Annotated in this window: 21 protein-coding genes; 11 read left to right on the top strand and 10 right to left on the bottom strand. The window is 57.4% G+C overall.

The genetic code is table 11. The features are described 5' to 3' along the window. Positions 1 to 208: 208 nt before the first annotated feature. The 5 genes from KCQ76_RS10670 (at position 209) to KCQ76_RS10650 (ending at position 6,398) form a co-directional block, all read left to right on the top strand. Positions 209 to 637 (top strand): DUF2871 domain-containing protein, encoded by a 429-nt coding sequence (locus KCQ76_RS10670; RefSeq protein WP_046201852.1) that lies wholly within the window; start codon positions 209 to 211, stop codon positions 635 to 637. A gap of 289 nt (positions 638 to 926) precedes the next feature. Further along, complete coding sequence (locus KCQ76_RS10665) at positions 927 to 2,558, top strand: peptide ABC transporter substrate-binding protein (RefSeq protein ID WP_046205305.1); 1,632 nt, start codon at positions 927 to 929, stop codon at positions 2,556 to 2,558. 36 nt (positions 2,559 to 2,594) lie between these two features. Continuing rightward, positions 2,595 to 3,521 (top strand): ABC transporter permease, encoded by a 927-nt coding sequence (locus KCQ76_RS10660; protein ID WP_046201854.1) that lies wholly within the window; start codon positions 2,595 to 2,597, stop codon positions 3,519 to 3,521. Next, positions 3,514 to 4,608: an ABC transporter permease gene (locus tag KCQ76_RS10655; RefSeq protein ID WP_082089973.1), complete on the top strand. Its 1,095-nt coding sequence runs from the start codon at positions 3,514 to 3,516 to the stop codon at positions 4,606 to 4,608. The genes KCQ76_RS10660 and KCQ76_RS10655 overlap by 8 nt, the downstream gene beginning before the upstream one ends. Continuing rightward, entirely contained in the window at positions 4,605 to 6,398 is a 1,794-nt protein-coding gene (locus KCQ76_RS10650) for a dipeptide ABC transporter ATP-binding protein (protein ID WP_373369123.1), read from the top strand. The genes KCQ76_RS10655 and KCQ76_RS10650 overlap by 4 nt, the downstream gene beginning before the upstream one ends. 41 nt (positions 6,399 to 6,439) lie before the next feature. Here KCQ76_RS10650 and KCQ76_RS10645 read toward each other — a convergent pair whose 3' ends face one another. The 4 genes from KCQ76_RS10645 to KCQ76_RS10630 are packed head-to-tail and all read right to left on the bottom strand — an operon-like array spanning position 6,440 to position 13,236. Continuing rightward, complete coding sequence (locus tag KCQ76_RS10645) at positions 6,440 to 9,058, bottom strand: ABC transporter permease (protein ID WP_046201855.1); 2,619 nt, start codon at positions 9,056 to 9,058, stop codon at positions 6,440 to 6,442. Next, positions 9,055 to 9,822 carry an ABC transporter ATP-binding protein gene (locus KCQ76_RS10640; RefSeq protein ID WP_046201856.1) on the bottom strand — a complete coding sequence of 256 codons (768 nt, stop codon included), beginning with the start codon at positions 9,820 to 9,822 and terminating at the stop codon, positions 9,055 to 9,057. The genes KCQ76_RS10645 and KCQ76_RS10640 overlap by 4 nt, the downstream gene beginning before the upstream one ends. 8 nt (positions 9,823 to 9,830) lie before the next feature. Further along, positions 9,831 to 12,101: an arabinofuranosyltransferase AftB family protein gene (locus tag KCQ76_RS10635; RefSeq protein ID WP_052722415.1), complete on the bottom strand. Its 2,271-nt coding sequence runs from the start codon at positions 12,099 to 12,101 to the stop codon at positions 9,831 to 9,833. Between the two features lie 52 nt (positions 12,102 to 12,153). Next, positions 12,154 to 13,236, bottom strand: coding sequence for a pseudouridine synthase (locus tag KCQ76_RS10630; protein WP_046205312.1), 1,083 nt, complete (start codon positions 13,234 to 13,236; stop codon positions 12,154 to 12,156). A 183-nt stretch (positions 13,237 to 13,419) separates the two neighbouring features. On the opposite strand from KCQ76_RS10630, the gene KCQ76_RS10625 reads away from it, so the two are divergent. The 4 genes from KCQ76_RS10625 (at position 13,420) to KCQ76_RS10615 (ending at position 16,520) form a co-directional block, all read left to right on the top strand. After that, positions 13,420 to 14,337: an LLM class flavin-dependent oxidoreductase gene (locus KCQ76_RS10625; RefSeq protein ID WP_236881237.1), complete on the top strand. Its 918-nt coding sequence runs from the start codon at positions 13,420 to 13,422 to the stop codon at positions 14,335 to 14,337. Beyond that, positions 14,334 to 14,579: a hypothetical protein gene (locus tag KCQ76_RS10935; protein WP_236881236.1), complete on the top strand. Its 246-nt coding sequence runs from the start codon at positions 14,334 to 14,336 to the stop codon at positions 14,577 to 14,579. The genes KCQ76_RS10625 and KCQ76_RS10935 overlap by 4 nt, the downstream gene beginning before the upstream one ends. 242 nt (positions 14,580 to 14,821) lie before the next feature. Next, the gene (locus tag KCQ76_RS10620) at positions 14,822 to 15,721 is read left to right on the top strand and encodes a universal stress protein (RefSeq protein ID WP_046201857.1); all 900 of its coding nucleotides are present in this window, start codon (positions 14,822 to 14,824) and stop codon (positions 15,719 to 15,721) included. A 178-nt stretch (positions 15,722 to 15,899) separates the two neighbouring features. Then, complete coding sequence (locus KCQ76_RS10615) at positions 15,900 to 16,520, top strand: TetR/AcrR family transcriptional regulator (RefSeq protein ID WP_046201858.1); 621 nt, start codon at positions 15,900 to 15,902, stop codon at positions 16,518 to 16,520. A 39-nt stretch (positions 16,521 to 16,559) separates the two neighbouring features. On the opposite strand, the gene KCQ76_RS10610 is transcribed toward KCQ76_RS10615, so the two are convergent. Together KCQ76_RS10610 and KCQ76_RS10605 are read right to left on the bottom strand one after the other, a co-directional pair. Continuing rightward, positions 16,560 to 16,712 carry a hypothetical protein gene (locus KCQ76_RS10610; protein WP_046201859.1) on the bottom strand — a complete coding sequence of 51 codons (153 nt, stop codon included), beginning with the start codon at positions 16,710 to 16,712 and terminating at the stop codon, positions 16,560 to 16,562. Between the two features lie 12 nt (positions 16,713 to 16,724). Next, a complete protein-coding gene (locus KCQ76_RS10605) occupies positions 16,725 to 17,690 on the bottom strand; it encodes a class E sortase (protein ID WP_146003250.1) in 966 nt (321 codons plus the stop codon). 217 nt (positions 17,691 to 17,907) lie between these two features. On the opposite strand from KCQ76_RS10605, the gene yidC reads away from it, so the two are divergent. Then, positions 17,908 to 19,251 (top strand): membrane protein insertase YidC, encoded by a 1,344-nt coding sequence (yidC, locus tag KCQ76_RS10600; protein ID WP_052722419.1) that lies wholly within the window; start codon positions 17,908 to 17,910, stop codon positions 19,249 to 19,251. A 25-nt stretch (positions 19,252 to 19,276) separates the two neighbouring features. Here yidC and KCQ76_RS10595 read toward each other — a convergent pair whose 3' ends face one another. The 3 genes from KCQ76_RS10595 to KCQ76_RS10585 all read right to left on the bottom strand — a co-directional run bounded on the left by KCQ76_RS10595 (position 19,277) and on the right by KCQ76_RS10585 (position 21,577). Beyond that, positions 19,277 to 19,897, bottom strand: a complete 621-nt coding sequence (locus KCQ76_RS10595; protein ID WP_052722420.1) for a DUF2020 domain-containing protein — start codon at positions 19,895 to 19,897, stop codon at positions 19,277 to 19,279. Between the two features lie 182 nt (positions 19,898 to 20,079). Beyond that, entirely contained in the window at positions 20,080 to 20,448 is a 369-nt protein-coding gene (locus tag KCQ76_RS10590; RefSeq protein ID WP_046201860.1) for a histone-like nucleoid-structuring protein Lsr2, read from the bottom strand. A gap of 502 nt (positions 20,449 to 20,950) precedes the next feature. After that, complete coding sequence (locus tag KCQ76_RS10585; protein WP_046201861.1) at positions 20,951 to 21,577, bottom strand: DUF6474 family protein; 627 nt, start codon at positions 21,575 to 21,577, stop codon at positions 20,951 to 20,953. 206 nt (positions 21,578 to 21,783) lie between these two features. On the opposite strand from KCQ76_RS10585, the gene KCQ76_RS10580 reads away from it, so the two are divergent. After that, complete coding sequence (locus tag KCQ76_RS10580) at positions 21,784 to 23,739, top strand: TM0106 family RecB-like putative nuclease (RefSeq protein ID WP_052722421.1); 1,956 nt, start codon at positions 21,784 to 21,786, stop codon at positions 23,737 to 23,739. Here the strand turns inward: KCQ76_RS10580 and KCQ76_RS10575 are convergent. Next, on the bottom strand, positions 23,732 to 26,731 hold the full coding sequence (locus KCQ76_RS10575; protein ID WP_221914869.1) for a multicopper oxidase domain-containing protein: 3,000 nt from the start codon (positions 26,729 to 26,731) through the stop codon (positions 23,732 to 23,734). The two genes, KCQ76_RS10580 and KCQ76_RS10575, sit on opposite strands and share 8 nt — an antisense overlap. Positions 26,732 to 26,843: the final 112 nt, after the last annotated feature.

Below are 26,843 nucleotides of genomic sequence, written 5' to 3'. Positions count from 1 at the left end.
TGCACCTGGGAGGGTGTGGGAGAGTAGGTCGCCGCCAACCGTAACGTTGGAACAATAGAATATGTGGTGTTTGTGTGTGGTGTGAGCCGAAACCCCGGGCGGGGTTGGGCCCGCACCACACACATTTATGTATGTCCGGACGGCTTCCTCCGTCTCGCTTCTCATCCGAATGAAATCCTTATAGAAGGCCATTGCTAGCCTTGGGGCTATGAGGAAGTTGTATATTGCTGCCACCGTTTGGTTGGCCGTCGGGCTCATCGCCGGAGTATTTTATCGCGAATTCACCAGAGCCCACGATTTTGAAGGCACCACTCAACTGTCTGTGGTGCACACCCACTCGCTTATTCTCGGTATGACAATGAACCTCCTGTTCCTTGTCTTCGCACTTGTACTCCGAATCGATAAAGATCGGCGCTTCACCACATTCTTTTGGATTTATAACGCGGGTGCAGCCTGGACCGTCGGATTTCTCGCTTTCCACGGCATTCGTCAGGTCCTCGGTAAAGGCTTTCCCGAATCGTTGGCCATCTTCGCAGGTATGGGCCACATTATTATCACCGTTGGCTTCGTCCTCTTCTTCGTGATCTTGAATAAATATGTCAAAAGATGGCAAAGGAAAAATAACGTATCCCACTAGGTGCGTCGTTTCCTGAACATGATTACCCGCAGGCGCTAATCATTCAGAGACGCCAACCATCCGGGTGTAATGGAAAGTTTCCCGGACGTTAAATCTTCCCAACGAGATAGGCAATCACGGGAAACCGACGTAATCTAAATTGCGTAATTACGCACTATCGTCCACCAACGTCGTTTATTAAAGTCATTTACCAAAACCCAAATCGCCGCGTTTAAGCTATCCCGCCCTTGAAGGGCACACGCGTGACTTAAAAGCGGCTTTAGCTGTGCTGTTTAAAGGAGCCCTCATTATGCGTCTACGTTCAGTGGCTGCAGCTATCGCAACTCTGGCGTTATCCGCAACCGGCCTCGTTGCCTGCGGTGATGGGGGTGGAGCCACTCTCGACGGGGCGGGAGATCCCAACATCGTCCGGACCGCGGCGTCGGAACCCCAAAACGGACTTATCCCCACGGATACCAACGAATCCAATGGTTCTCAGGTGCTCGAACTTCTGTATCGAGGCCTCGTATCCTATGACGAAAACGGTAAGTCGCATAATCAAGTCGCTGAGTCCATCACGGCTAATCCGGACAGCACAGAATTCACGGTCAAGCTCAAAGATGGTTGGACGTTCACCGATGGAACACCCGTCACCGCGGACTCCTTTATTGACGCCTGGAATTACGGCGCAGCCGGTAAAAACGCTCAAAAACAGCAAGACTTCTTCTCAAATATTAAAGGGTTTGACGAGGTCAAAGACCCCAGCAGTAGCGTCGAAAAGCTGTCTGGACTGCAGAAAGTGAATGATAAAGAATTCACGATTACGCTCTCCGATCCGGACTCCCAGTTCCCCATCAGCCTCGGAGCCACGCCGTTCTTCCCGCTCCCGCAGTCATTCTTCGATGATCCGAAGAGCTTTGGTGAGCACCCCGTCGGCAATGGGCCCTATAAATTAGATGGCCAAAATGCGTGGACTCATAATAGTTCGATTCGGACAGTAAAGAATGACAAATACGCTGGTGACGATAAGCCGAAGAACGGCGGTGTCACCTTTAAGCTGTACGAAAACCTTGATACGGCATACACCGATCTGCAGGCGAGCAACCTTGACATCATCGGTCAGACCGTCCCGCCGACGGCGATGCAGACCTTCAAAGATGACTTCCCGTCCACGCATCTAGTGAAGCCGATCGCTTCCAACGGTGGCTTCGTCATTCCGCAATGGCTCGATCATTTCGGCAACGATGAGGAGGGGCATTTACGTCGGCAAGCGATCTCTATGGCGATCAACCGGAAACAAATTTCCGACAAAATCATGAACGGTACGCGCGTGCCAGCGAAGGACTTTACGGCGACGACACTCGGTGACGTGCCCAATGTCGAAGGCAGCGATGTCCTGGACTATAACCCGGACAAGGCCAAAGAGCTGTGGAAGAAGGCCGACGACATCAAACCGTACAGCGGGAAACTGGAGATCGCGTACAACTCGGACGGCGGCCATAAGGAATGGGTCGAAGCCGTGTCGAACAGTATTCACAACGTTTTGGGGATCGACGCCACGGGCAAGGCGTACCCCAACTTCAAAGCACTCCGAAATGAAGTATCGAGTGGGTCGATTCATACGGCTTTCCGAAGCGGCTGGCAGGCAGACTTCCCTTCACAAGCGAATTTCCTCCAACCCCAGTTCGCGACGAATGGAGCATCGAATGACGGTAAATACACCAACGCGGAATTCGACAACCTCCTGAAAGACGCGTCGAAGGAAAGTGACCAGAAGAAAGCGCAGGAAATCTACGCGAAGGCGCAGGCGATTCTCATGCGGGAGCTCCCCGAAATCCCGCTGTTCTACTACACCGCGTCTGCCGCGTGGACTACCTCGCTATCGAACGTGAATTACGACTGGAAAGGCGTCCCCATCTTCACGGACATCACGAAGAGCTGACCCATCGATAAGGCTCCCCCACGATAAGGACCCCTCATGCTTTGGTATATCGGAAAACGATTATTACAGATGGTGCCCGTCTTTCTCGGCGCAACATTCCTCATTTACGCCATGGTGTTCCTCACTCCCGGCGACCCCGTCGCAGCACTAGCCGGGGATAAACCCCTGAGTCCAGAGATTATCCACTCGATCCGCTCGCAATATCACTTAGACCAGCCATTTATCGTCCAATATCTCCTGTACCTCAAGGGGATTTTTACCGGTGACCTGGGACAAACGTTCTCTGGGCAAAGCGTCGGCACTGTTCTGGGCAATGCCTTCCCCGTCACGATTCGTCTGGCACTGATGGCCATCGTTATTGAAACCGTATTCGGTATTGGTTTCGGTGTCCTCGCCGGGTTGAAGAAAGGTGGGCTGTTCGACTCCACCGTCCTCGTTATCTCTCTGTTCATTATCGCCGTGCCGATCTTCGTTATCGGCTTCGTCGCCCAGTTCCTCTTCGGCATTAAATGGGGAATCCTGCCAGCCACCGTCGGCGCGCAAGGCGACTTCAAACACCTCCTCATGCCTGCCTTTGTGCTAGGCCTGGTCTCTTTCGCCTATGTGCTGCGCTTGACCCGATCAGAAGTAGCCGAAGCGCTGGGCCGGGACTTCGTGCGCACCGCATATGCTCGGGGAATGAGCAAACCGCAGGTCATTCTCCACCACGTGTTGCGGAACTCCATGATCCCCGTCGTGACGTTCATCGGCGCTGACCTCGCGGCCCTCATGGGCGGGGCGATCGTCACCGAAGGCATCTTCAACATCAACGGGGTGGGCGGCCTGGTCTATCACGCTGTGATGTTGGGTGAGGCACCGACTGTCGTGTCCGTCGTCACGGTCTTAGTCATTATTTTCGTCGTATCGAATCTCCTTATTGACCTGCTCTACGCACTTCTTGACCCGAGGATCCGCTATGCCTAATCCATCACACACACCCGCTCACAGGTCATCAACAGGAGAAGCATCGAAAGAATTGCCGACGTCTCACGAAGGGAATTCATTGGCAGCGGAAACTCATTCCCCGACGGTGGGACGCCATGAGAGACATGAGAGCCGCGAGGCCGGACTGGTTACGTCGTCACGAACGGAACGGTGGGTCGCTGAAACGGTCGCCGCGGATGAACCATCGCGTGACGATCTTCTGGTGGACAAGAAACCACTGAGCACGTGGGCAGAAGCCTGGCAGCGGTTACGGCGTCGGCCCCTGTTCTGGGTATCAATGGTGATTATTCTGGCGGTGCTGCTGGTCACGTTCTTCCCGGGGTTGTTTACGTCGACGGACCCGAAAACGGCGGACCTGAGTAAATCGCTGGAGGGGCCTGAACCGTCGCACCCGTTTGGTTTCACCCGACAGGGTTACGACGTGTATTCCCGTACTCTGTACGGTGCGCGTGCCTCGGTCGTGACCGGCGTGTCCGTCACGATTGTCATCACGATTCTTGGGACGATTATTGGCTCGGTGGCCGGCTATGTCGGCGGCTGGTTGGACGCGGTGTTGTCCCGCCTGACCGACATTTTCTTCGCGATACCGCTGATCCTCGCGGGCATCGTTCTGATGCAGCTGTTCAGCGAGCGCAACACGCTGACCGTCATCCTGGTGCTGTCCGCATTCGGCTGGCCGCAGATGGCGCGCATCGTGCGTGGAGCCGTCATGACGGTGAAAAACAACGATTATGTCATGGCGTCGCGCGCGCTTGGCCTCTCGCAGTGGAAGATTCTGCTGCGCCACATCATCCCCAACTGTCTCGCGCCCATCATCGTTATGGCAACGACGTCGCTGGGCATCTATATCGTGGCGGAAGCAACGCTGTCCTACCTGGGCATTGGGTTACCGCCGCAAACGGTGTCGTGGGGCAATGACATCTCCACGGCACAAAACACCCTCCGAGCAGCGCCGTCGACGCTGTTCTACCCCGCGGGTGCCCTGGCCATCACAGTGCTGGGCTTCATCATGCTGGGGGATGCGTTAAAGGATGCCCTCGACCCGAAGGAGCGTACGGCCTCATGACATCGATTCCACATTCTGCGAACCGACACTCCACGGAGACGCAATCCGCGAATAAACCCGAGCACAGCGTCGGCCCGCACAACTCCAACGATGATACCCGCCCGCTGTTGCAGATGCGCGACGTCGATATCGCCTTTGGCGGTAAGAAGCGGCCAATACCGACGGTGTTCGGAGTCAACCTCGACATTTACCCGGGGGAGACTGTCGCGATCGTCGGTGAGTCTGGTTCGGGTAAATCCACGACGGCGCATTCGATCATCGGTCTGCTCCCCGGTGGGGGCCATGTGACCGGTGGCACCATCACTTTCGACGGTCGGGTTATCACGCACGCCTCGCCTAAGGAGCTGACGGCGCTGCGTGGTGCGGACATTGGTTTAGTTCCGCAAGATCCCATGTCGAACTTGAACCCCGTGTGGAAAGTAGGTTTTCAAGTCAAGGAGGCCTTGAAGGCCAATAACGTTGCGACGGGGTCCGCTGCCCACAAGCGGGCTGTCGAGCTGCTCTCGGAGGCCGGGCTGCCCGACGCCGATAAGCGCGTGAACCAGTATCCGCACGAGTATTCGGGCGGTATGCGCCAGCGCGCGTTGATCGCGATTGGTTTGGCGGCTCGACCGAAACTACTCATTGCCGACGAACCGACGTCGGCACTGGACGTCACCGTCCAGCGGCACATCTTGGACCACCTGGATTCCCTGACCCACGAACTGGGTACAGCCGTGATGCTGATTACGCACGACCTCGGTTTGGCGGCCGAGCGCGCCGATCGGATCGTCGTGATGAGCCAGGGACGCGTCGTGGAATCGGGCCCTGCGCTGGAGATTCTTCAAGATCCTCGGCATCCCTACACGCAAAAGCTGGTGGGGGCGGCTCCGTCGCTGCGGGCGCGGCGGCATGACGTCATCGAACAGCGTGAAAAAGTGGCTCACGAGGCCGAAGAACGGGCCCTCGAGCGCACCACGGGGCCGCACGCGGCGCAGGATGGCGACGTCGAGCACATTATCGAAGTCCACGACCTGGGGAAGGACTTTCCGATCCCGGGTGGCCCGCCGTGGAAGAAGAGCATGTTCACGGCCGCTGCGGATGTGAATTTCTACATCCGGCGCGGGACCACAACGGCGCTGGTGGGGGAGTCTGGTTCAGGCAAGTCCACCGTGGCGAAGATGATCCTCGGCCTGCTGCAGCCGACGCGGGGTTCGGTCACGTTTAATGGGCGCGATGTCACCGCTTTGAACCGAAAGCAAGAGCTTGCTTTCCGACGCAGGGTGCAGCCTATTTTTCAGAACCCGTTTGGGTCGATCGACCCGATGTATTCGGTGTTCAACACCATCGCGGAACCGCTGAAGATTCACAACATTGGGAATCGAGCGAGCCGCGAAAAGAAGGTTCGCGAATTGTTGGACCGTGTGGCCATGCCGGCGGCGATGATGCACAGGTTCCCGTCGGAACTATCGGGTGGTCAGCGGCAGCGCGTTGCAATTGCGCGCGCATTGGCCCTGGATCCCGATGTCGTCATCTGCGATGAGGCGGTGTCTGCCCTGGACGTGCTGGTGCAATCGCAGATCCTGAGCCTATTGAATGAGCTGCAGGCAGAGATGGGATTGAGCTATTTGTTCATCACCCATGATCTTGCGGTGGTGAAGCAGATTGCCGACGACGTGCTGGTGATGCGCCAGGGGCGTCTGGTGGAGCGCGGAACGACGGATGAGCTGTTCGACCATCCGCGTGAGGAGTACACGCGTAGCCTGATTGATTCGATCCCGGGCGGGAGTATCGACCTGGGCGGTGCGTAGCGGGGCACGTAGCGGGTGCGGGTTCACAGTCCCGCCCCGAGTTAATCGGCGATGGCGTCGAGCGGGCTAATGCGTGATGCTCGGATACCAGGCCAGACCGCGGCGATGATGCCAACGACCGCTGATGCGATGAGCATGGCGATGATCTGCTCCCACGGAATGACAATTTGCGTAATGCCTTGCGTTTTCATGACGTTCATGAACATCCACCCAATGTAGAGCCCAATAATCACCCCAATAATCGCACCATAGAGGGACAATTGGATACTTTCGAGGGTGATCATGCGGCGTACTTGCCCGCGCACCATGCCCACGGCACGAAGCATCCCGATTTCTTGCCGACGCTCAACAATGCTGAGCGCCAGCGTATTGATAATCCCAACAATCGCGATGACCACCGATAGGGCCAGCAAACCATAGAGAATGGACAAAAGTTGGTTAACAAGTTGTGCTTGTTGGCCTTTGAATTCGTCCCGTGTTTGCACTTGGACAATGACGTAGTGCTTGACCTTCTCTTTGATCCTTTTCTGCATGGTGACGTCGTCGACGGTGTGATCAGTGCGGATCGTGGTCATGAGACTGCGCCATGTGTGTTTATCAGGACTGATCTTGTCGATATCTTGCTGTGACACCAGGGCGGTGGGGAAGAGCTTGCTGTCCATGATCCCGATGACAGTGGAGGTAGCATGTGCGTCGGCGGGCGCTCCCCCTTGGGATATGAGCCCGCCGGCGGAACCCGGGCTAGCGGCCGTGAGCGCGTCGATATCGACAGTATCGCCTACATGGAGGTTGTGCTTCTTAGCAAAGCTGGCGTGAATAACAGTTCCGCCGCGGGAAAGGTCCTCGCTCCCTTCTTTCATCTTGAGATCGATGTAGTTGTGTGGATTGTCCGGCGTGAAGATCACATATCCACGGTTCTTGTCGTCTCCCCGCAGCGTCGCATTGGCCAGTGTGTAGAAGGGGGCAACTCCAGTGACCCCGTCGACGGATGCGATGTCTTTGTTCACACCGCCGGGGAGAGAAAACATGCTCCCCGTGGTCGCGCCGGGTGGCGTTGCGACGAGGTCCGCGGTGAGTTCATTGTCAACAAGGTCCGACACGGTGCTTTTCATGGAGGCGCCGATCATGCCGACGGAGCTCACGAGGGCGAGCCCAAGGGTGAGGGCGAATGCGGTAGTCGCAGTTCGTCGGGGGTTTCTCGACGAGTTAGTCGCCGCAAGCTTACCGACGGAGCGCCAGGGCAGTCCGAGGACGCGCCCTATTCCACTGACGAGCGGGAGGGAGAGCGCGGCGGAAACGGCGAGAGTGCCGAGGATGATGGCCACGGCTCCGATGCCGAGGATGATCATGCGGTTACGTGTCTCGAAGTCGTCGGCGTAGCTTCCCCACCACGCGAGGGCCGCGCCCCCACCAAGGACAATGAGTCCGGTGAGAGTCCGGCGAAGCAAGGGGGCGGATTGCGTCGTAGCATTCATCGATTCGACAGGTCGCGTGGAGCCCGCCCGCCAGGCAGGCGCCCAGGCGCTCACCAGCGTGACAATGATGCCAATAACCAGCGGCCACACCATCGACTGCCACGTGAGAGGTATCGAGGAATCGGGCATGTCAAGGCCCGTCTTACTGAGCCCCGCAACAAGGAGATGAACGAGCCCGAATCCAGCAGCGATGCCAATAAGTGACCCGACAATGCCGACGATCAGGGCCTCGATGAGCACAGAGCGCGTGATCTGTCCCCGCGACGCACCCAGTGAACGCAGGAGTGAGAACTCACGGATCCGTTGCGCCACGATCATGGAGAACGTGTTCGCAATGATGAACGTGCCGACAATGAGGCCGATCGCCCCGAAAGCCAGAAGGAAGTAGTTGATGAAGGTCAACTGGTTAGAAATACTCGACGTCATCTCTGTGGAAGCGTCCTCGCCGCTTTGGACTTTGCTCCCGGGGACAGCGCGAGAGATGGCCGCCATGACCTGCTGTTTATCCGCTCCGGGTTGGATGGCGACGTTGTAGGAGCTGATGCTGGTGCCGGCGAGTTCGCGGAATTGGTCGGGGTTCATGGCGACGCCGGCCCACCCGCCGAAGTTCGTCGACGTCGTATAGAACCCGACGATGGTGACGTCGGTACGCATGGTGGGTGTGGCGACGATGAGGTGGTCACCGAGCGAAATGTTGTTTTTCTCGGCTGCGTTGCTGTTGAGAGTGGCTTCCCCTGACTTGGTCGGTGCGTGTCCTTCGGTAATGGACCACGCGGTATTGGCTTGGTCGTCGCCGGGATAGTTGGGGAGGATTTGTGCTGTTGCTCCGCCGGTGTCGATCATGGTGCCGTCGTCATGGGCGACGGCCACGTTCATGTCGGTCATCTCATTGGTGGCGCGGACACCGGGAATGTTGTTGATGGTGTCGCGTTGGTGGGCGAAATCGGTGGCATGACCAGGCTTGACGGCGATGTCGACGCCGTCGTACATGGTGGTGACGATCTCGGTGAACGCCTTGTTTAGTGTGGCGGTGAAAATGAACGATCCAGAGACGAACGCCGTACCGAGGATGACCGCGAGGACGGTGAGGGCGAGCCGAACCTTGTGCGCACGGAGGTTCCGAAAGGAGAGCGTCCACATGGGATGGTGGCGCAGCTGATTGTTGGGCGTGGCTGGTGTGTTCATGAGGCCTGGTTATCTGGATTATCGATGGTGGCCATGGTGGTGAGGATGGATTCGGTGGTGGGGTTGGTGAGTTCATCGACGATATGCCCGTCGGTGAGGAAGATCACTCGGTCCGCGTAGGAGGCCGCTCGGGGATCGTGGGTAACGATGACAACCGTTTGGTTGTACTCGTCGACGACGGATCGGAGCGTGGTCAGAACCTCGGTGGACGAGTTGGAATCGAGATTGCCGGTGGGTTCGTCGCCGAAGATAATGTCGGGCCGGCCGATGAGTGCGCGGGCACAGGCAACGCGTTGTTGCTGTCCGCCGGAGAGTTCGGAGGGCCGGTGGTCGAGACGCGAGGTGAGGCCGAATGCCGTGACGATGTGTGTGAACCATTCCTTGTCGACGCGATGGCCACCGATGTCCATGGGCAGCGTGATGTTCTCTGAGGCAGTGAGCGTGGGAACCAGGTTGAAGGATTGGAAGACGAAGCCGATGCGGTCGCGTCGGAGCCGGGTGAGTTGTTTGTCGTTGAGGGTGGAGAGGTCGGTGTCGCCGACGAAGGTGGAGCCTTCGCTGATAGAGTCGAGTCCGGCCATGCAGTGCATGAGTGTGGATTTTCCGGATCCGGAGGGCCCCATGATGGCGGTGAATTCTCCGGTTCGGAATTCGACGGAGACGGAATCAAGTGCAGTGACGCGGGTGTCGCCTTTGCCGTAGTACTTGGAGATGGCGTCAGCCCTGGCGATAGGGGCGTTAGTGCCGGCTGGAGTAGAGGACATGAGTGAGCCTAGGGGTATATGGTGTGGTTTTCTTCGGTTGTCTCTGCGTCGGGGAAAACAGTGGACTTCGGCGCGGTATAACCAGGTTGTAGTGATCGGGGTAAGCGTTTATCGCTGTCGAGTTTGGTCTTGTGCCCCCATTGGATAACGGGGACGGAATTGGGTTGTGTGTCGTCCGTGGTGGTTTTTGTGGTGTAGTCACTGGGTTTCGACGAGAACGCGAGTGAATTCCCCTTGGTCAGCGCGAATCCGATGTTTTTGAGGAACCGGGACAGCGACATTGGTGACCGATATGCCTCGAATAGTGACACAAAATCGGAATCGTGGAGCGCGATTCGTGCTGCGTGAACCTTCTTTTCGCTATCCCAGAACGGAGTGTCTGCCACCGGCGTGGCGCTGTCGGCAAGTTGCCAATACAGCGGTAGTGATTTGTCGTGCCCGATACGCGCGTTAGATTGTCGCGATTGTCGGGCAGCGAGTGGATTTGCCAACCCCATGGGGTCGACGACCCGGACGTCGAGCGGCGCATTCATGCTGGTCATCCCCAGGTTGATGTAGGAGACCGTGACGGGAGTGTTATCTAGTCCGCTGGCTGTGCGGAGCACGTCGTCGTAGTGGCTGGTGGCGTCGTCGACGGTCGACGATTTCTTGCCAAGCTTGGCCATGGCCTCTTTTTCTTCAGGACTGGTGAAGTTAGGGATGGGGGTCCAGACGAACCGTATGTCTTTATAGGGTTTGGTGGGGACAGAGGCGAAGGGCTGGACGCGGGGGCCGTCGGTAGTTAAGTCCTTATCTAGAGTTCCGCTGTGAGAAGAGCTGTCCACGTGGGGAATAGTTCCTTCCAGCGAGCCCGTGTAGTTGATCATGGTGGGCGCAGCCAAAAAATCTTCCGCCTTGGTGAGGGGGTCATGCGCTGAGTGCCCAGTAAAAGTAGTCCAGAATTCGCGTTCATCGACGATGTCGAGGTGCTTAAAATCTGCGACGGTCGTTGGCTGGGTAAAGGGGTGACCAGCGCATAGGCGGATGATCCCCCATATTCCAACACTTGCGCATCCCGCAATGATGATGATTGCCGACGCAGCCAGTGGCTGCTGCGTCGAGCGGGAATGCTCGTGGCGCTTTTGCCATGTGTGCCCGTCAGCCGTCGGGAGTTGTGCTTGTGTGGATGACGCACGGGCGTAGCGGATGGGGACAACGGCGATGGGCATGACTAGGGCGAACAGGGGGAGAAGCCACATGCGTCCGTGCATGAAATCGCCACCGATTCTGATGACGTAGAGTACATGCAGTATCCCGCAGGACACCATGATGATCACGGGGAGCGGAGTGCGGCGCCCGTCGGCCCGGAACACTGCAATACCAATGATGACCGCAATGGGAATGATGAGCCACAGCCAATACGGGCTAGCGAAATCGAGGACATAGCGCCAGCCCTGTTTCCAGTCGGAGCCGGAGGCAGATTTCGCAACCGCAGTGTTGGGGACCAAGAGGCCGTAGTAGCCTGCTCGGAAAATCTCGTAGAGAAGGGGAAGTGGAACTGCCCATGCGAGAAGTGTCCAGCGTCGATGAATAACGAGGAGTACGACGATGGTGGCGGCTCCGTAGAGTGCAAGCTCGGGGCGGACTAGCCAGCTCAATCCGGCCCAGAACGCGAGGGCATAGCCAGACCGGGGGAGGGGGCTCCGGCGCTCCCGTCGGCCCCGGGCGTTGTTCCAGTACACCATCAGGAACCACAGCACAGCGATCCAGAAGATGGAGAGCCCCCACTCCAACCCCGAGGTCGTGAAGTCACGTGCTGGCGGGAGACAGATATAGAGCAGTAGCCCACAGGGAACAAACAGGACACCCGGGGAACGGTGAAGAGCAACCGATCCCAAAGCGGCGATCGCGACCGCGAGAACCGAGAAAACCAGGCCTGTATAGATGGCTATGGTCTCTAGGCGCGCTGATGAGACCGCGGCAATGGCGTAGATAATGTATTGCCACACAACGGATGTATTGGCCTCGACGCGCTCGCCCGCATTAAAAACAGGGCCATTTCCAGCGAGAAGATTACGGACGGTACGCAAGACGATGAGTCCGTCGTCGCTAATCCACCGACGTTGCCACCCGCCGATAGCGAAGATCACAGCGAGTGCCAGCGCACTCAGCCATGAGGTGATGACGGAGACCCGAGCGCCCGCGGACTGTGCCGCACTATCTGTAGCAGGCGTGTTTTTGCCCTCATACCCGGCGGTTTTAGCGTCGGATGAATGCTGCTCGGGGTCCCTCGTGGCCATGCCAGGATACTAACACTTGGGCCGGACATAGTTGGTCGCGATGATGGCGCAGCTATCCACTCAGCCCCAGTGTGTGAGTCAGATCCGGCGCCGTCACGGTGATGGGCCGATGGAGGTTGGGATCAATCCAGCTCAATTGCGTGGATCGCAGGCATAGGGGCTGGTGCCATGCCTCATCAACATGCTGGTGAGCGTCGATAGCTTCGGGCAATATCCGCGGATAGACCTGGTCGCCCACAATGGGCACTCCCAGGGAATTCAGACACATCCGCAGCTGGTGGGTCTTCCCCGATAGCGGGTGCATGGTGTAGAGGGCGTAGCGAGTGTCACGCAATCGGTCCCCGAACCAGTTGTGATACCGCGTCCGGAGTGCGCGTTCGTCGTCGTCGCTCAACATGCGTATCGACGAAATGACGGTCTCCGCATTAGGCTCCCCGTGTTCCAGCCGCGCCTGGATAAATCCGTGTGTCTTTTCCATGCGTTGGTGGACGTGAATGCCGTCGTTCTCGAGGCTGATAGTGCCGGAGTCGATGGTAACGTGCTCTATCTCGGCGCGGTCAGTGCTCTCCGCGAGAACAGGGTGGTAGGGGGCGATCGCCTGGTAAGTTTTCCGAACTTGCCGACGCGCGAACAGCGTTTGGTACGGCCCCCGATAGCGGGGATGAGTGGTGAACAGCAGAAGTCCCGAGGTTGGGCGGTCGAGCCGATGGGCTGGAACGAGGTTGTCGTTGCCGGTGGCCCGCCGAAGACGGACGGTGGCTGTTTCCGTGATGTGCCTGCCCCTGGGCATCGTCGCTAAAAATGGTGGTTTATCGACGACGAGGATCCCCGGTGACGAAAACACCGGTGTGCAATGCCCGGGGACGGGTGTTTCGTAGGCGGGCATGCGGTAGAACCACATTTCGTCATGTGGTTGGAGCAGGTCAGAGGGGTTGAGGACGCGTCCCCGGCCATCGCGGACGAGCCCGTCGGTGAACCGTTCTGCGCGGGCTGCCGCGGTATCGGAGGGGTGGCGATGCCGTTGGGAGGAAATCAGGTGCTCGAGGAAATCATCGGCCGTAATCGGCGCTGCACCTGCCGGTACACGGGCATGTGAAGGATTAAGCCCGTCACGAATTCCAAGAGCACGAACCATGCAGACCAGCATAAAGGGCGCGCGCAGGGTGCCAGTAGTGAGGCTCGCGGGACTACGACTGACGGCACGGAGTGAGGATCATGGACGGAATTGGTCGTCGCTGTTGTTATGGGTTGTAGAGCGAACACAACAAAGAATCTCGACAGTTAGCGCTGCACAGATAGAACCGTAGGAAGGGTGTTCATGGTTAACCCAGATAATCCGTCATCAGGCCAGGTGACGACAGGCCACGCACCATCAGGCCAGCCGTCCGCTGCCAGCACCAACAATCTCAGCAACATCGAACTCGGTCTTCTCGATCTCGTCCCGGTGAGCGAGGGCATGACGATGTCGGACGCTCTCCACGCGACGATCCGCTCCGCTCAGGCAGCGGAACGTGCTGGTTACGACCGCTTTTGGCTCGCCGAGCACCACAATTCGAAGTCGTTGGCGTCGTCGGCAACCACGATCATGATTGGGCAAGTTGCGGCGGCTACGCACTCTATTTCGGTTGGTGCAGGCGGTGTGATGCTGCCTAATCATGCACCTCTTCACGTTGCGGAAGAGTTCGGCACTTTAGACGCCCTCTATCCGGGCCGGATTGAATTAGGGTTGGGACGCGCCCCAGGCACTGACCCGATGACGGCGCAGGCCCTGCGTCGGGGGAAGTCGGATGTGCCGGATTTCGAGCATGATCTAGCCGAACTGCGTCGCTACATGGGTCCGATGGCCCATCGCGTCAACGCTTTCCCGGGATTGCGCAGCCACGTGCCGTTCTTCATGCTGGGTTCGTCGGAAAATGGTGCGATGATCGCGGCGCATGCGGGTCTCCCGTTCGTGTTTGCCAGTCATTTTGCTCCTTTTCGCTTGTCGACGGCCCTCGAGACGTATCGCAATAACTTCGTTGCAGGAGCTTATGGCGACTCTGCCGACGGCGATCGGGCCGACGGCCATACCTCCGATGTTGGCGTCGGCAGTAATGCTGCTCGGAGTGACGCTGCGTCGGGATCGTCGTTGAGCACGCCGCACGTCACTGTGGGCGTCAATGTGATGGTGGCAGAGACCGAGGAGAAAGCTCGCCACCTCTTTACAACCCATGAACAGAGTTTTATGGAATCGTGACGGGAACGCGCGGGCTGTTTAGGCCGCCCAAGGACGTGCGGGACGGCAATGTGATGGCGTGGCAGCAGGTGGATGCGGCTCTGCAGGTGAACGCCGTGGGAACGCCTGATCAGGTGAAGGATAAGATTGCCCGCATTGTTCGGGCGACGGGGGCGCAGGGTGTTATTGCCTCTATCTATGCCTTTGATGTGGAGGATCGACTGAGGGCGATTGAGATGCTGGGGGAGGCGTTGAGGTCCTGACACCTGCTTTCCTGGCTCGTACCTGAAAGCAACTCCATTTCGGGGGTAGTATCGTGCACCTCGGGGGTACACCACTGCGACTTATGGGGGTACCGTGAGAGGTGGCAATGGTGTTGCCCGTCGGCTGTAATAATCGGTGTGCCGGCAGCAACATTACTGCACAGAAACTAGTTTCGCCTTAGTAGCGCAACGCATTGTGCGGGCAATAACGCTCGCATGAGTGACCTCGAAAGTGGGATGTCATGGTGAAGCAAAACGTTATTGTTGTTGCCGTTGATGGCTCTGCCGCCTCTCAGACGGCTACCCGGTGGGCTGCGAACACCGCACTGAAGCGGAAGGAACCGATCCGCCTGGTGAGCACGTACTCTATGCCTCAGTTTTTATACGCGGAAGGCATGGTTCCTCCGCAGGAACTCTACGATGACCTCGAAGCAGAGGCCATGGAGAAAATTGATACCGCACGCAAGATCATTGCGGATTTCGACGAGTCCGTCGAGGTCAGCTATCAGGTGGAAGAGGGCAACCCCATCGATATGCTGCTCGATATCTCGCAGGACGTCACCATGATTGTCATGGGGTCGCGCGGCCTGGGTGGTTTTTCGGGCATGGTCATGGGCTCCGTCTCAGCCGCTGTCGTCAGCCACGCGAAGTGCCCCGTCGTCGTTGTACGTGAAGAATCCGACGTATCGACGGCGACGAAGTACGGTCCCGTCGTCGTCGGAGTTGATGGTACGGGAGTTGCTGAGAAGGCCATCGAAATGGCATTTGCCGAGGCTAGTGCCCGTAAGGCCCCGCTACGTGCAGTTCACACCTGGATTGATATGCAGGTTCAGGCTTCCCTTGCCGGGTTGAATGCGGCCCAGAAGCAATGGGAAGAGATCGAAGAAGACCAGAAGCGGCTGCTCGCTGAACGGATCAGCGGTTATAAGGATAAGTACCCTGACGTGGAGGTCGAGCAGATTATTACTCGCGACCGCCCAGTTCGGGCACTTGCCGATGCTTCCGAGGATGCGCAATTGCTCGTCGTTGGTTCCCATGGTCGTGGTGGATTCCGCGGTATGTTGTTGGGATCGACGTCGCGCGCGCTGCTGCAAGAAGCCCCGTGTCCGCTGATGGTCGTCCGGCCGGAAAGCAAGGTATAGGCGCGACCCGGAGCCTACAGTGGGACTGCTACCTCAGTCGCGGTGTCGTGTGGCCTTGAGAACACGTTAAGTAGTAAGTTGGTCGGTTGATGGATATAGAGGCCATCAGGATCCTTACTCATAGGCCATTGGGCTGTACGCCCCCCAGACACCAGTAGACAAGGAGAGTGACGGCGAGGTGCCAGCTGCAAAAACAACGACTCGTCGTCGCCGGGATCGGCCGAGTCCTCGTCAGCGATTGCTTAAAGCCGCCACTCGTCTATTCACGACTGAGGGAATCCGGGTTATCGGTATTGACCGTATTCTCCGCGAAGCCGGCGTCGCTAAGGCCAGCTTATATTCTTTGTTCGGATCCAAAGATAACTTAGTCATTGCCTGTTTAGAGCAGCTAGACGAACAATGGCGAACAAGCTGGCACGAACTCGCCGATCAGCGCGAAAAACCGCAGGACAAGATTCTGGCTTTTTTCGATATCTGTATCAGCGAGGAGCCAGGAAAGAATTATCGGGGGTCCCATTTCCAGAACGCGGCGAGCGAATATCCACGCCCGGAAAATGATGGGGAACGGGGAATTCGGCAAGCAGCATTGGAACACCGTCGGTGGTGCCGCGACACGATGGCGGAGCTTCTAACCAAGAAGTACGGCTATGCGTCCCGGACTATCGCGGAACAGATCATGGTGTTCTTGGACGGGGGCCTAGCAGGGGCGAAGATGAGCCACGACGTCGTCCCGCTTCAAATTGCCCGGGAACTGGCACGGCAGCTGCTATCTGCACCACCCGGCAATTACGTCATTTAGGCCCTCTATGTAATTCGTGCGCGGTGCCCCACGCACTCCCTACACGCGCACGTCGTTATATGGCATCCAGTCACTGACCACAGGGAACACAAACTGCATCAGAATCAGCACGACTGCCGCGATGAGCACGAGTGCCTCAATCACGCGAAACCAGGTGGGGCCGGGGAGGTGCTGCCAAATCCATGCGTACATGTGGTGTTCTCCTTAGCTTTCTAATTCGGCTGGTGTTTTGTTGCCATCTTTCGCTTCAACGCGGTCGAGAACGGCGTGAATCACCATGCGTTCGGCGTTGGAAAACTGCGGATGACACGTGGTCAGCGTGATCATGGACAGCCCCGCGGACTCCGGCGTGGAGTCCTCTTCCCCAGGCACCGGGGCGATCGTACTGATATTGCCCGGAGTCGTAATGTAGCGCCCACGGACAGAGGCATAATCGCCCGTCGTCGCCTGTTTAGCTACCGCCGGCGATGTGCAGTGTGCCAGGGCAGTTTCACGGTCGGCGCCTTTTTCGTCGATAGGCAGGACTCGGTACACGTACCAGGATTCACGAGTTTCGACGACGATTGAGTCGCAGGTTTTGAGGTACCCCAAGTCATTAAATGGGGCGCCTCGGCCCACACGGTGCCCAGCGAGCGCGAAGTTGCCTTTGTCCCCGGGGTTTTGGGTCCGTGTGTAGTGCCCGGGCCCGCGACTGAGGTCACTGGCGGATGTCCCCTGGATAATCGCGTAGTTCCAATTCGAACCGAATGTAGGGATGCGCAGCTTTCCCATGGCTTCGCCCTCGTCGGCATTGAGGGTGTTGCGCGCGTTGGCCCATTTGTCGTCGAGCTGGCTTTTGGCCTGTGACTGTTCATGGTCGGATTGGATATTCGTCCAGTAGGCTTCGTAGATCACAAGCAGCATGATGACGATGCCAATGGTAAGGATGAGTTCTCCGCTGACACCTAAAATTTTCGACGCCGTGCTGGTCTGACGCTGGCCGGTGCCGGCTGATACCGATCCACCTGACGATGCCGTGGCGTTATCCGTGGATGGTGCAGTGTCAGCGCTGGCCTGTGTAGCGCTGGTGCTGGAATGCGTAGCACCAGTATCGGCCTGGTCGGATTGCTGCGCGGCAAGTTCGCCGGGCGAGACCGGAGACGTGACTGTTTCCTTACTATGGCGAGCCATAGACGGCAGTGTACGGCAGATAGAAGCACTTCTGCGAAAATCGTTGTGTGAGGCAGCTGCGTTTCGTACCGCCCGCTGTCCAGGTAACTGATATCCCTCTCAAGGTAGGAACGCTCTTGTTAGAACGCTATTGTCTTATGGTGGTGTTCCTGACTAGTTAATAGGAACGGTTCAGGAATTGTCGTGGCCCTCACGCAGATAACTTGAGAGGTAGTGCATGATCTACAGTCTTTTCGCGTATCCGGTTTCGGGAGTGATCAAACTGTGGCATGTGCTTCTCACGGCGCTAGGTGCAGATCCGATTTCATCATGGATTGCTTCCTTGTTTTTGTTAGTCATGACGGTCCGTCTTATTCTGCTTCCCTTTGCGTATGCGCAATATAAGTCGACTCGCATTCAAGTGAATCTGCGTCCGGTCATTAACCAGATTCGGGAAGAGTATAAAGATAAGCCGGGGACTGCGGCCCGGAAGGAACGTATAGCCAAGGAACAAAAGGCGCGAAAAGACGCTGGTTATCGGCTCAGTGCTGGGTGTTTACCGGTCTTTATCCAGTTGCCCTTCTTCTTAGGTTTATATCGCGTATTGATTCATATGGCTCGCTCCAAGGGCGGGCTCGGAGCCGCACAACATGAACCTATTGGTTTTTTAACCAGTCAAGATGTGGGGCAATTTCTTCAGGCTAAGGCTTTTGGTGTTCCTTTGCCGGCTTATGCGGCTATGGCGTCGGAACGTTTACAGGCAATGGGTACGGATAAGTCAACGATTTATACCTTGGCTGTTCCGTTGGTTCTTATCGCCTCGACTTTTACGACGATTAACATGTCGTATTCGACGTACCGCAGTTATCGCCAGTTGGAGCACGACAATCCCATTGCCGTGAGGATGCAGAAGATCATCATTCCTATGGCGGTTATGGGTAGTGCCAGCCCCTTATTATTTGGTCTGACGAGCCCGGTTCCTGTGGCCATCTTGTTCTACTGGGTGGGGAATAACTTGTGGACGATGAGCCAAAACATTTTGCTCTATCGGACGATTGATAAAAGGTTTCCCTATACTCAGGAATTTCGTGAGCATTATGCACGAACGAAGGCTGAGCATGATGAGGAAAAGCACGCTAAGAAAGAGAAAAAGCGCACTCTAAAGCGAAATAAGTGGCGCCGTCGGGGGAGGGGTTTGATACGTCCGTGGCGAATCCCCTCCCTGTGGTTGGAAGGTCACCGAGAGAAAAAGGCCTATAAGCAGGAGAAGAAACAGGCGAAGCTGGATAAGAAGCAGGAGAAGAAAGAGAAGAGAGCCGCTGATCGTGAGGCCGATAGGCAGGCTCGGCAAGCTGCGGCGGCGGCAGCAGCCCGTGCGAACAGGCCTCAGATTAAAGCGATTGAGACTGGCCGGCATGCTCTGAAAGAGACGCTAGAGACCCCAGAGTTGGATGAGAAGCGGAAGAAAATCATTGCGGCCCAGACGCATGGGGCAATGGTGCCGCAACAAATAGCGCACACTGCGAAAAAGCCGAAGAAGCGCCGTGGCCCGTCGTATTCGGGTTGGGGTCCACGCGAGTAGGCCGGAACCGCCCGCGACTAAATGATTAGAGATGTAATTGCTCGATCACTGTTTCGGCAATTTTTTGGGTTTTCACAGTTTGGGTTTGGTCAGAGTGGACAATAACGACCACCGGGCCCTTGTGAATTGCATACACTGCCGCATTCTCCGCTTGAGCGCGATATCCTTCCCACCCCGTCGGTTGGTTGGTGTGTTCAACATCGCCACCGCTGACGGAATTGTCTGAATTCTTTGTGATTGTTGCGGCATCGTCTGTTGTTCCCGGATGAGTGATAGCGGCGCTGATCATATCGATAGCTGCCTGTTCATTTTTAGCTGTCCGAATGATTGTTTGCGCCTGAGGCGTATTTCCATACGAAAGCCATTGGCAGGCTGGGGGATTAAACCGCTTATCGACGGACACTCCGGTGACGCGTTGCCCGTTGAGGTCCGCCATGTCCTGGTTGGCCAAGTACGGGCACGGCGTCGAGTCTGAAGCGTCAGAGGAGGGGCGGGCATCGATGGGGAGGCCATCGGCGGCTACCTCGGCTGAGGCGGCGTTAGAGCTGGCTGTAGAGCCATCTGATTCCGATCCGCTGGACCCGTCGTTGGAACATGCAGCCAGTGATACTGCTGTGATGGCGGTAAGAACGGTAGATATGGCCACGTGGGAGCTCTTGTGGCGTGTTAGGTGTCGTTTCATTTGTCGATTGTGGTTCGTGTATTTGTTGCAGGCGTTATCGGAACCGAAATGTCGGAATCGATATGTCGTGAAAAAAGCGATGAACACCGCTGTGTGCGGTATCCATCGCGGGCAGGATTTAATAACGGGAAACGGAATGTTTCGGTTTAGGAATCCTTGTTCACCGGGTGAGCGCGATCGTAAGCCTCGATGATTTCTTTCTTAATCTGGCCACGAGGTGCAACGTGGTAGCCATTCTCATTGGCCCACTTACGGATTGCGCGGTTGCGAGCCTTGGTGGCCTCCGAGGAAACATTGTTGCGGTACGAGGAACGACGACGTCCGCGGTCGTTTTCTTTTGTTGCGGAGGAAATGAATGGCTCTAAAGCCTCGTGGAATTTACGGGCGTTGTCTTCCGAGACCTCCAGCATGTATGCAGTGCCGTTAACGCTGAAGTGAATTTCTGTTGCGTCGGACTCGGTAAGTTCGGTCCCGTCTAGGTCATCAAAAATTTGTGGAACGTATCGACGTGCCATTGTTATCTCCTTATATCAATGTTTTCTTATGGTGAGGGAATCTAGCCACGATGAACCCTACGATCACGCGCCATGATTGAGCACTGTCACGCGGCAGCGTACGACGCGATGACATCGAATGGTCGCAACCATATGTCGATAACACCATATGCTACACCATTATGCGTATATATTCGGCGAAAGTCTACTCGTGCGCACCATTAATTTCTCTATTTATTGGAAAGCTTCTTTTAAAGCGCTCAGGCAGTCCTGAACACTATTAATGGCGTGCCAACAGATATTCCTGAGACGATTTCTAACCACTGTGAATCAGTTTTTACTACGCGTTTACACAGGGTGCTTTGATCTGGTGGGCATAATCCCGATCCAACTGCCAGCAAAACATAAGGAAGGCAAAGAGGTTGTATTAGAAAAGTAGACCCACCGTGCCGGCCGATATTCTGCCCACAAAGAAAACCTCCACAGGACGGAGAGCCCTGCGGAGGTAGGAATGCGATGGGTATTAATGCGCAATCTTGTGGTGGATCTCCGATTGCATGGCATCCAGCTCAGCTGATGCCTTCGATAGCGCGCGGTTACGCTGCTGCTTCGGCATCTTCTCTGCGCTCTCAATGTTATTGAGCAAAAGATCGAGCCGCTTATTGACATCCCTGGCGAAACCAGACGGGGCGTCCTTCGCCTGAACTCGCACATTCTCTACACGAGCTTTCAGCGGAGCACCATCGCCACGGAATCGAGACAAGTCCTGAGCAGACAGCCCCAGTTTCTTGGCTTTGTTGGCTACGCTTCGGCCTTCAATTCCATTGACTGCTCTGTAGATCAGGGGGATAACTACCGGAGCCGCCACGCGAAGCGCACCAGCCCACTTTGCAGCCTTAGCGGGCGAGAAACTCCGCTCACGAATTTGCTGCACAGCGGCCTGAGCAAGGTCCTTTTCGTGCTTGCGTTGGTCCTTGCGGTCCTTCGCATCCTGCTTCATGACCTTTTTGGCGGTCTTGTTCAGATATTTCTCTTTTTTCGCGTTGAGCTTCTTTTCATCCTTAGCGCGGGACTTCGCCTGACGCTTCGCGATCTTTTCAGCTAATTTACGGTCGCGACGTTTTTGACGTGCTCGCTTTAGTAATCCCATGATCCATCCTTGTTGAGTTCAGAGCTAATGCGCTGGCGCGTAACCGACCGGCACTTGCTCTGCGCTACCGTGTTGGAATGCTCAGTAGTTCACGTAAATTTTAACTACCTCTATCGTCTTCTACTCTAACGGTTATCCTGCCATAGAGCGTTAATTGTGGTGCCCTCACCAGATTTTGCGCGAGCCCGCCTGAAATAATGAACCTAATGACTGCACCGAGACCCCATCCCGCGGATACCCCCGTAGAGGCTACAGAGCTATCGGGATGTCGGTATCGCATTCGCCAACGCCGCACCTTCGATCGTGAAGGCCACCCTCGCCCACCACGCGAGGCAACTCGGGCACGTCAGGCCCGGTCGGAACTCGAACGCACGCTGGTATTCGGGCAGCTGAGCGACGACGGAGCCACCGTGCCCGGCGTCGGCAATAAAAAATCACTCACAATGACGATCGCTGATTGTGTACAGGAAGCTGGATCGACGGCCGATGCCGGATGGACGACGGCAGCCGAGACTCAGGCGGACCGCGATCATGCGGGGGCGCAACCCACACCCCAGGATCGTGAGGAGATGTGGGATGCCCAGGAGTGCGCCACCCTGGAGGCCCTGGCTGAGGGCATACGAGTGATTATCAACCCGCGGCTCACGGCGCGGATATCCATGGCAGAGTTGCAGAGTGCGCGCCCCGGTGTGGACGTGGCGAACCCATGGTGGTTGGCTGACCCCACTGATCCAGCGCTGAAACCCACGGATGACATCATTATCCGTACCGCGCCTGACCTGCTGGTTCGGGTGGATTCGTCGGCGCTCCCGCATGAGGCCCGCTACATGCCGGTCACTGTGAGTACGCACCAAGGCATCGTGCCGGACCCCACGCGGCGCATTATGTCGGTCTCCTTACCGAGGTTGGGCACATCGGCTCCTCTGTGGCGATCGGGGCGGGCCAAGACGCATTCGGGAGACATTCATCCGCTGGTCGCGGCGCATTATGCTCTTCGCGATGTCGGGTTGTCGTCCGACCTGATCGGGATTGTGGGGCAGGGGGCTCATGATGTCGCGGTGTGGCCCGTCGGCACGATGACTGACGGCTTTGTTGATGCCGTTCGAGTGCCTATCTCTACGCAGCCGCGAAAAATTAAGGCGTGCAGCACCTGCCGCTTTGAGAGCGATTGCCACGCAGAGCTGAAGCAGATGGACGATATCAGCCTCGTTCTTCACGGGGCGCGGGCGGACAAATATCGGCTTGCTGGAATATCCACTGTTCATCAGCTTGCCGACGCTGACTGTGGCGACGCCAGCACCATGGCATATGCGTACACGCAAGGGTGGACAGCGGTTCATCGCCCGGACAAGGTGAGGCAACGTCGGAATAAGCTGCGTGAAAACACGGCGGATGAAAACACGGCGCCCGAGAATGGAGTACGGACTGACCTTGCACGCGGCGATGCCGAGGTTGTTCGCAGGGCAGACGTCGAAATCGATGTGGACATGGAAGCGTACCTAGAGCGCGGATGCTACTTGTGGGGAACCTGGGACGGATCCACCTACCGGCCCTTTGTGACGTGGCAACAGCTGAACTCCGATGCCGAAGCACGAAATTTCGCCATGTTTTGGGCGTGGCTGATGGACCAACGAGACCGCGCACACGCCCGGGGTCAGAGCTTCGCTGCCTACTGCTACGGGGCACAGGGGGAGAATATGTGGCTCAAGCGGTCCGCCCAGCGCTTTGGCGGGCTCACCTTCAGCACTGCCACCTCCGAAGCCCCGGCACCAGCGTCTGCAACAACGGTCACTGTCCCTCCCGTCGCGGAAGTCAATCAGTTCATCCGTTCGCCAGAATGGGTTGACGTGTATGCAGCCGTCAAAAGCGAACTCGTGGGGCCAGCAGGATTGGGTTTGAAAACTGTCGCACCACTGGCCGGTTTTCACTGGGAAGACGCCGACATGGACGGGGAAGCATCATTATCGGTGTTTATGCAGGCAAAAGGGGTCGACCCATTAGCTCCAATCCCCACGGGAGTGACGGGTGAACACGACGCCCGTGCTCTACTCCTTCGCTACAACAGGGATGACTGCCGCGCGACCGCCGTAGTCAGGAACTGGCTCACGGCAGGCGCGCCAGGTGTGCACACCATGCCCACCGCACGCGCTACGGTTAACTGACCTTGATCTTGCCCATCGCGCCGCGTTCAGCGTCGGCAAACTGGTGATTAACCATCGTGTAGGTACCGGCCTCGGGGAAGTCGGCTTCCACAAAACCGCCCTGAGCGGCCAAAAGGTCAAGCGCCTGAGAACCGCCATCGTCGACACCGAAGGCGTCACGCCCATGTCGGAGAGTGTACGAGCCCTCCTTGTAACTGGTATCAAACTGCGTTCCCACAATGTGGAAGGACTCGGAAATATTCGGGCCCGCATTGAGCAGCCAGAACCGTGCGCGCTCACCGTGCTTGAGCTCGAGAGGCTTTTGGACGTACTGATTCTCCAGGCCGTTAAACACCACCTTGCTGGGCTGTTCGCTGCGGAGCAACGCGGAATCAACCGGATTGTCTTTGTCCTTACCCAGGCCATACAACTCCGACTGAACCATGATGTATTCATGATCCACAGGGTCCAAGTCCGGCGGATCAATAATCACAGCACCGAACATGCCGGCAGCAATATGCATACTGATCGGGGCCGTACCGCAGTGATACAACCAGACCCCGGCGTGTTCTGCGCGGAACCGGTACTCCAGCGATTCACCGGGTTTGATGGACCGCATGGGTTCGTCAGGGCTCACCATGCCCGCGTGGAAATCAATTGAGTGGCTAATTGAACCATCATTCTTGAGGTGGACGACGAACTCATCGCCGACGTGACCACGCAGCACCGGCCCCATGGGCGCACCATTGAATGTCCACGACGCACGCTTCGTGCCGTCCTCTCGGATTGTCCGATTAACCTGCGAGACCGTTAAATCAATATTGTGTGTGGTCCCCTCGGGCGCAGGCCCCACTGATGGATCACGGATCACCTCTTGTTTCAGCGGACTATCCGTATTTGTCGATGCCATAGAGTGCCCGCCGGCATGAACATCATCCTTATCCGACGCGGTATCGGCATTGGAATCGCTATCGGTGGAGTTCGCTCCGGCGGAACCGCTTGAGCCGCCCTTGGTATTCACGGTCAGTTCCATACCGCGCATTTGGTGGCCGGGGATGGTGCACCAACCTTTGGTCTTCTTCGTAATCACGCCCGACGTGAACGTTTTGCTCTCTCCGGGGTCCACTTTCCCCGTTTCGCTGCCATCGGCCAGCTTGAGGTCATGGACTTGGTCGCCGTCGTTCTTCAACGTCACTTTCAGGCGATCACCAGCCGGAACGTCGATAGAATTCGGGCTAAAAGACATGCCTTTGGCCGTCACGGTGACCGACGTCGTATGCCCGGTTGCTGCGACAGTGGAGCCCCCGGAATTGTCTGACGAACCATTGCCGCTACCGGTTATGGCGAGAGTCGCGCACGCGATGAGAGCAATCGCAGACATGGTGGCCGCAACCTGTGCTAGTGGTGATCGTGAATGAGGTGGGTTCGGAGGAATTGCGCGGGTGGACGTGTGGGTGGAGGCCGTGCTGCTCGTGCTAACGCCAGTAGCGTCGTCGGCGCCGGGAGCGCCGGGAGCGCCGGCAGTGCGTGCAGAGTCGGTAGACGAAGCTGATGAAGCAGACGAAGCAGACGACATTGCCGATTTATCAGCCTTTTTCCGACGCGCCGCAGCTTGCGCTCGAATCGTCCTAACCTGGTTTTTAGCCGACACAGCAGCCAGCGGAACAAACAGCGCTAAACCAATACCCGCAGCAAATGATCCCACAATGTGAAGCCACCCGCCCACGGGGAGAACCCACAGGATCAAGCCGACGTTCACCATTGTCGTCCGCGCAGGTCCCATGAAATCTAGAGTCGCAAGCCCCTGTGACACAGCCTTACCGCCACCGCCCATTGTCGAGGGAAGCAGGTAACACATCACACCAATGAGCAACTGCGCGCCGAAACCAACCACCAGAGGAACCGTCGGCGTTGAAATAATCTCGTCCGGGTTCACAATCTGGCTGATCCCCGCGACCAGCATCGTGCCAATCACCCAGACAACAGCGAACACCACCGAGGAGCGCGCAAAAATGGCGGGAGGCTCGTGGGAGACGCGCCGGGAATTCCGGACGATGCCCGCCCACGGGCGGGCGCACAGGATCCAGCCCGCCCCGTAAATCACCATGCCGATACCGACGAGCTCGAAGCGTCCGGAAATCGTGCCGATGCTCAGGACCAGGATGCCGGCCAGCATCGCGGCGAGCGTCGGAACTGGGCGGAATGACGATACGCGGGCACGCCAAATAGCTGGGAAAAGAATGGTCAGCGTGCCCGCCGCGGTCAGGCCGACGAAGCCGAGCACATTGACCGCCATGTGCATCACAATCAGCCGGTCATGCCACGTCCCCGGAAGAGGATGGGCCAGGGTCGCTCCCAAGCCCGCGCCGATGGGCAAGATTAACGACGCTGCAATGTAGAACATGACGATCGCCGCGTAATCACCCAGTTCAGAGCCAGATTTTGCGGCACCGCGACGTGCCTTCACCCATTGCGAAATGAGGGAGATCGCGTGGATCGCCACGGCCACACCAACGATGACAGCTCCCACAGTGACGACGATCCACGCCCACTCCTGCGCGCCGCGTGCGGCGTCGTTAAATGCCTGCCCGATGACGCAGAGAATAACGCCCACGTTGAGGGCATAAATTAAAGCCACCTGCCTCGGCCGGGAGGAGTCGGGGAGCCGCTGGTGGAGGAACTTTTCGGTGAAGTGCTGCGACCACACCATGATCGAGTTCATCAGCGCACCGAGGGTGAAGAAATGGACCATCATCCAGCGGTTATTCGGCACAAACGGGTGCGCCAGGGCGAGGACGATGATGGCAGCGAGCCACAAGCTCACGGGGCGGGACGCGCGCCGGTGCCATGACTTCGCTGATGTCTTCGAGGACGATGACTCGCGCGGCCGGCCGGAAGCAGGCCCGTGAGACCGGCCGGGGCTGGTCTGCCCAGCGGAATTGTCGTCGGCGGAGTGAGAAGACCGAGCCGAACCATCAGGGGAGACGGGGAGAGATTCATCGCGGGAACTCATAGTGATTTCTACGCTATTCCACACCGAGGACAAACGGGAAAATGGGCATCGAAAATGTGCAGATAATCATGCTCCGCGCCTTTCGAACACCCTTACTTCGGTCTACCCTGTG

Origin of the sequence: Corynebacterium parakroppenstedtii (assembly GCF_019754935.1) — a bacterium.
Classification (GTDB): domain Bacteria; phylum Actinomycetota; class Actinomycetes; order Mycobacteriales; family Mycobacteriaceae; genus Corynebacterium; species Corynebacterium parakroppenstedtii.
Note: the sequence above shows the minus strand (reverse complement) of the source record. Positions and strands in the feature narration are given on the sequence as shown.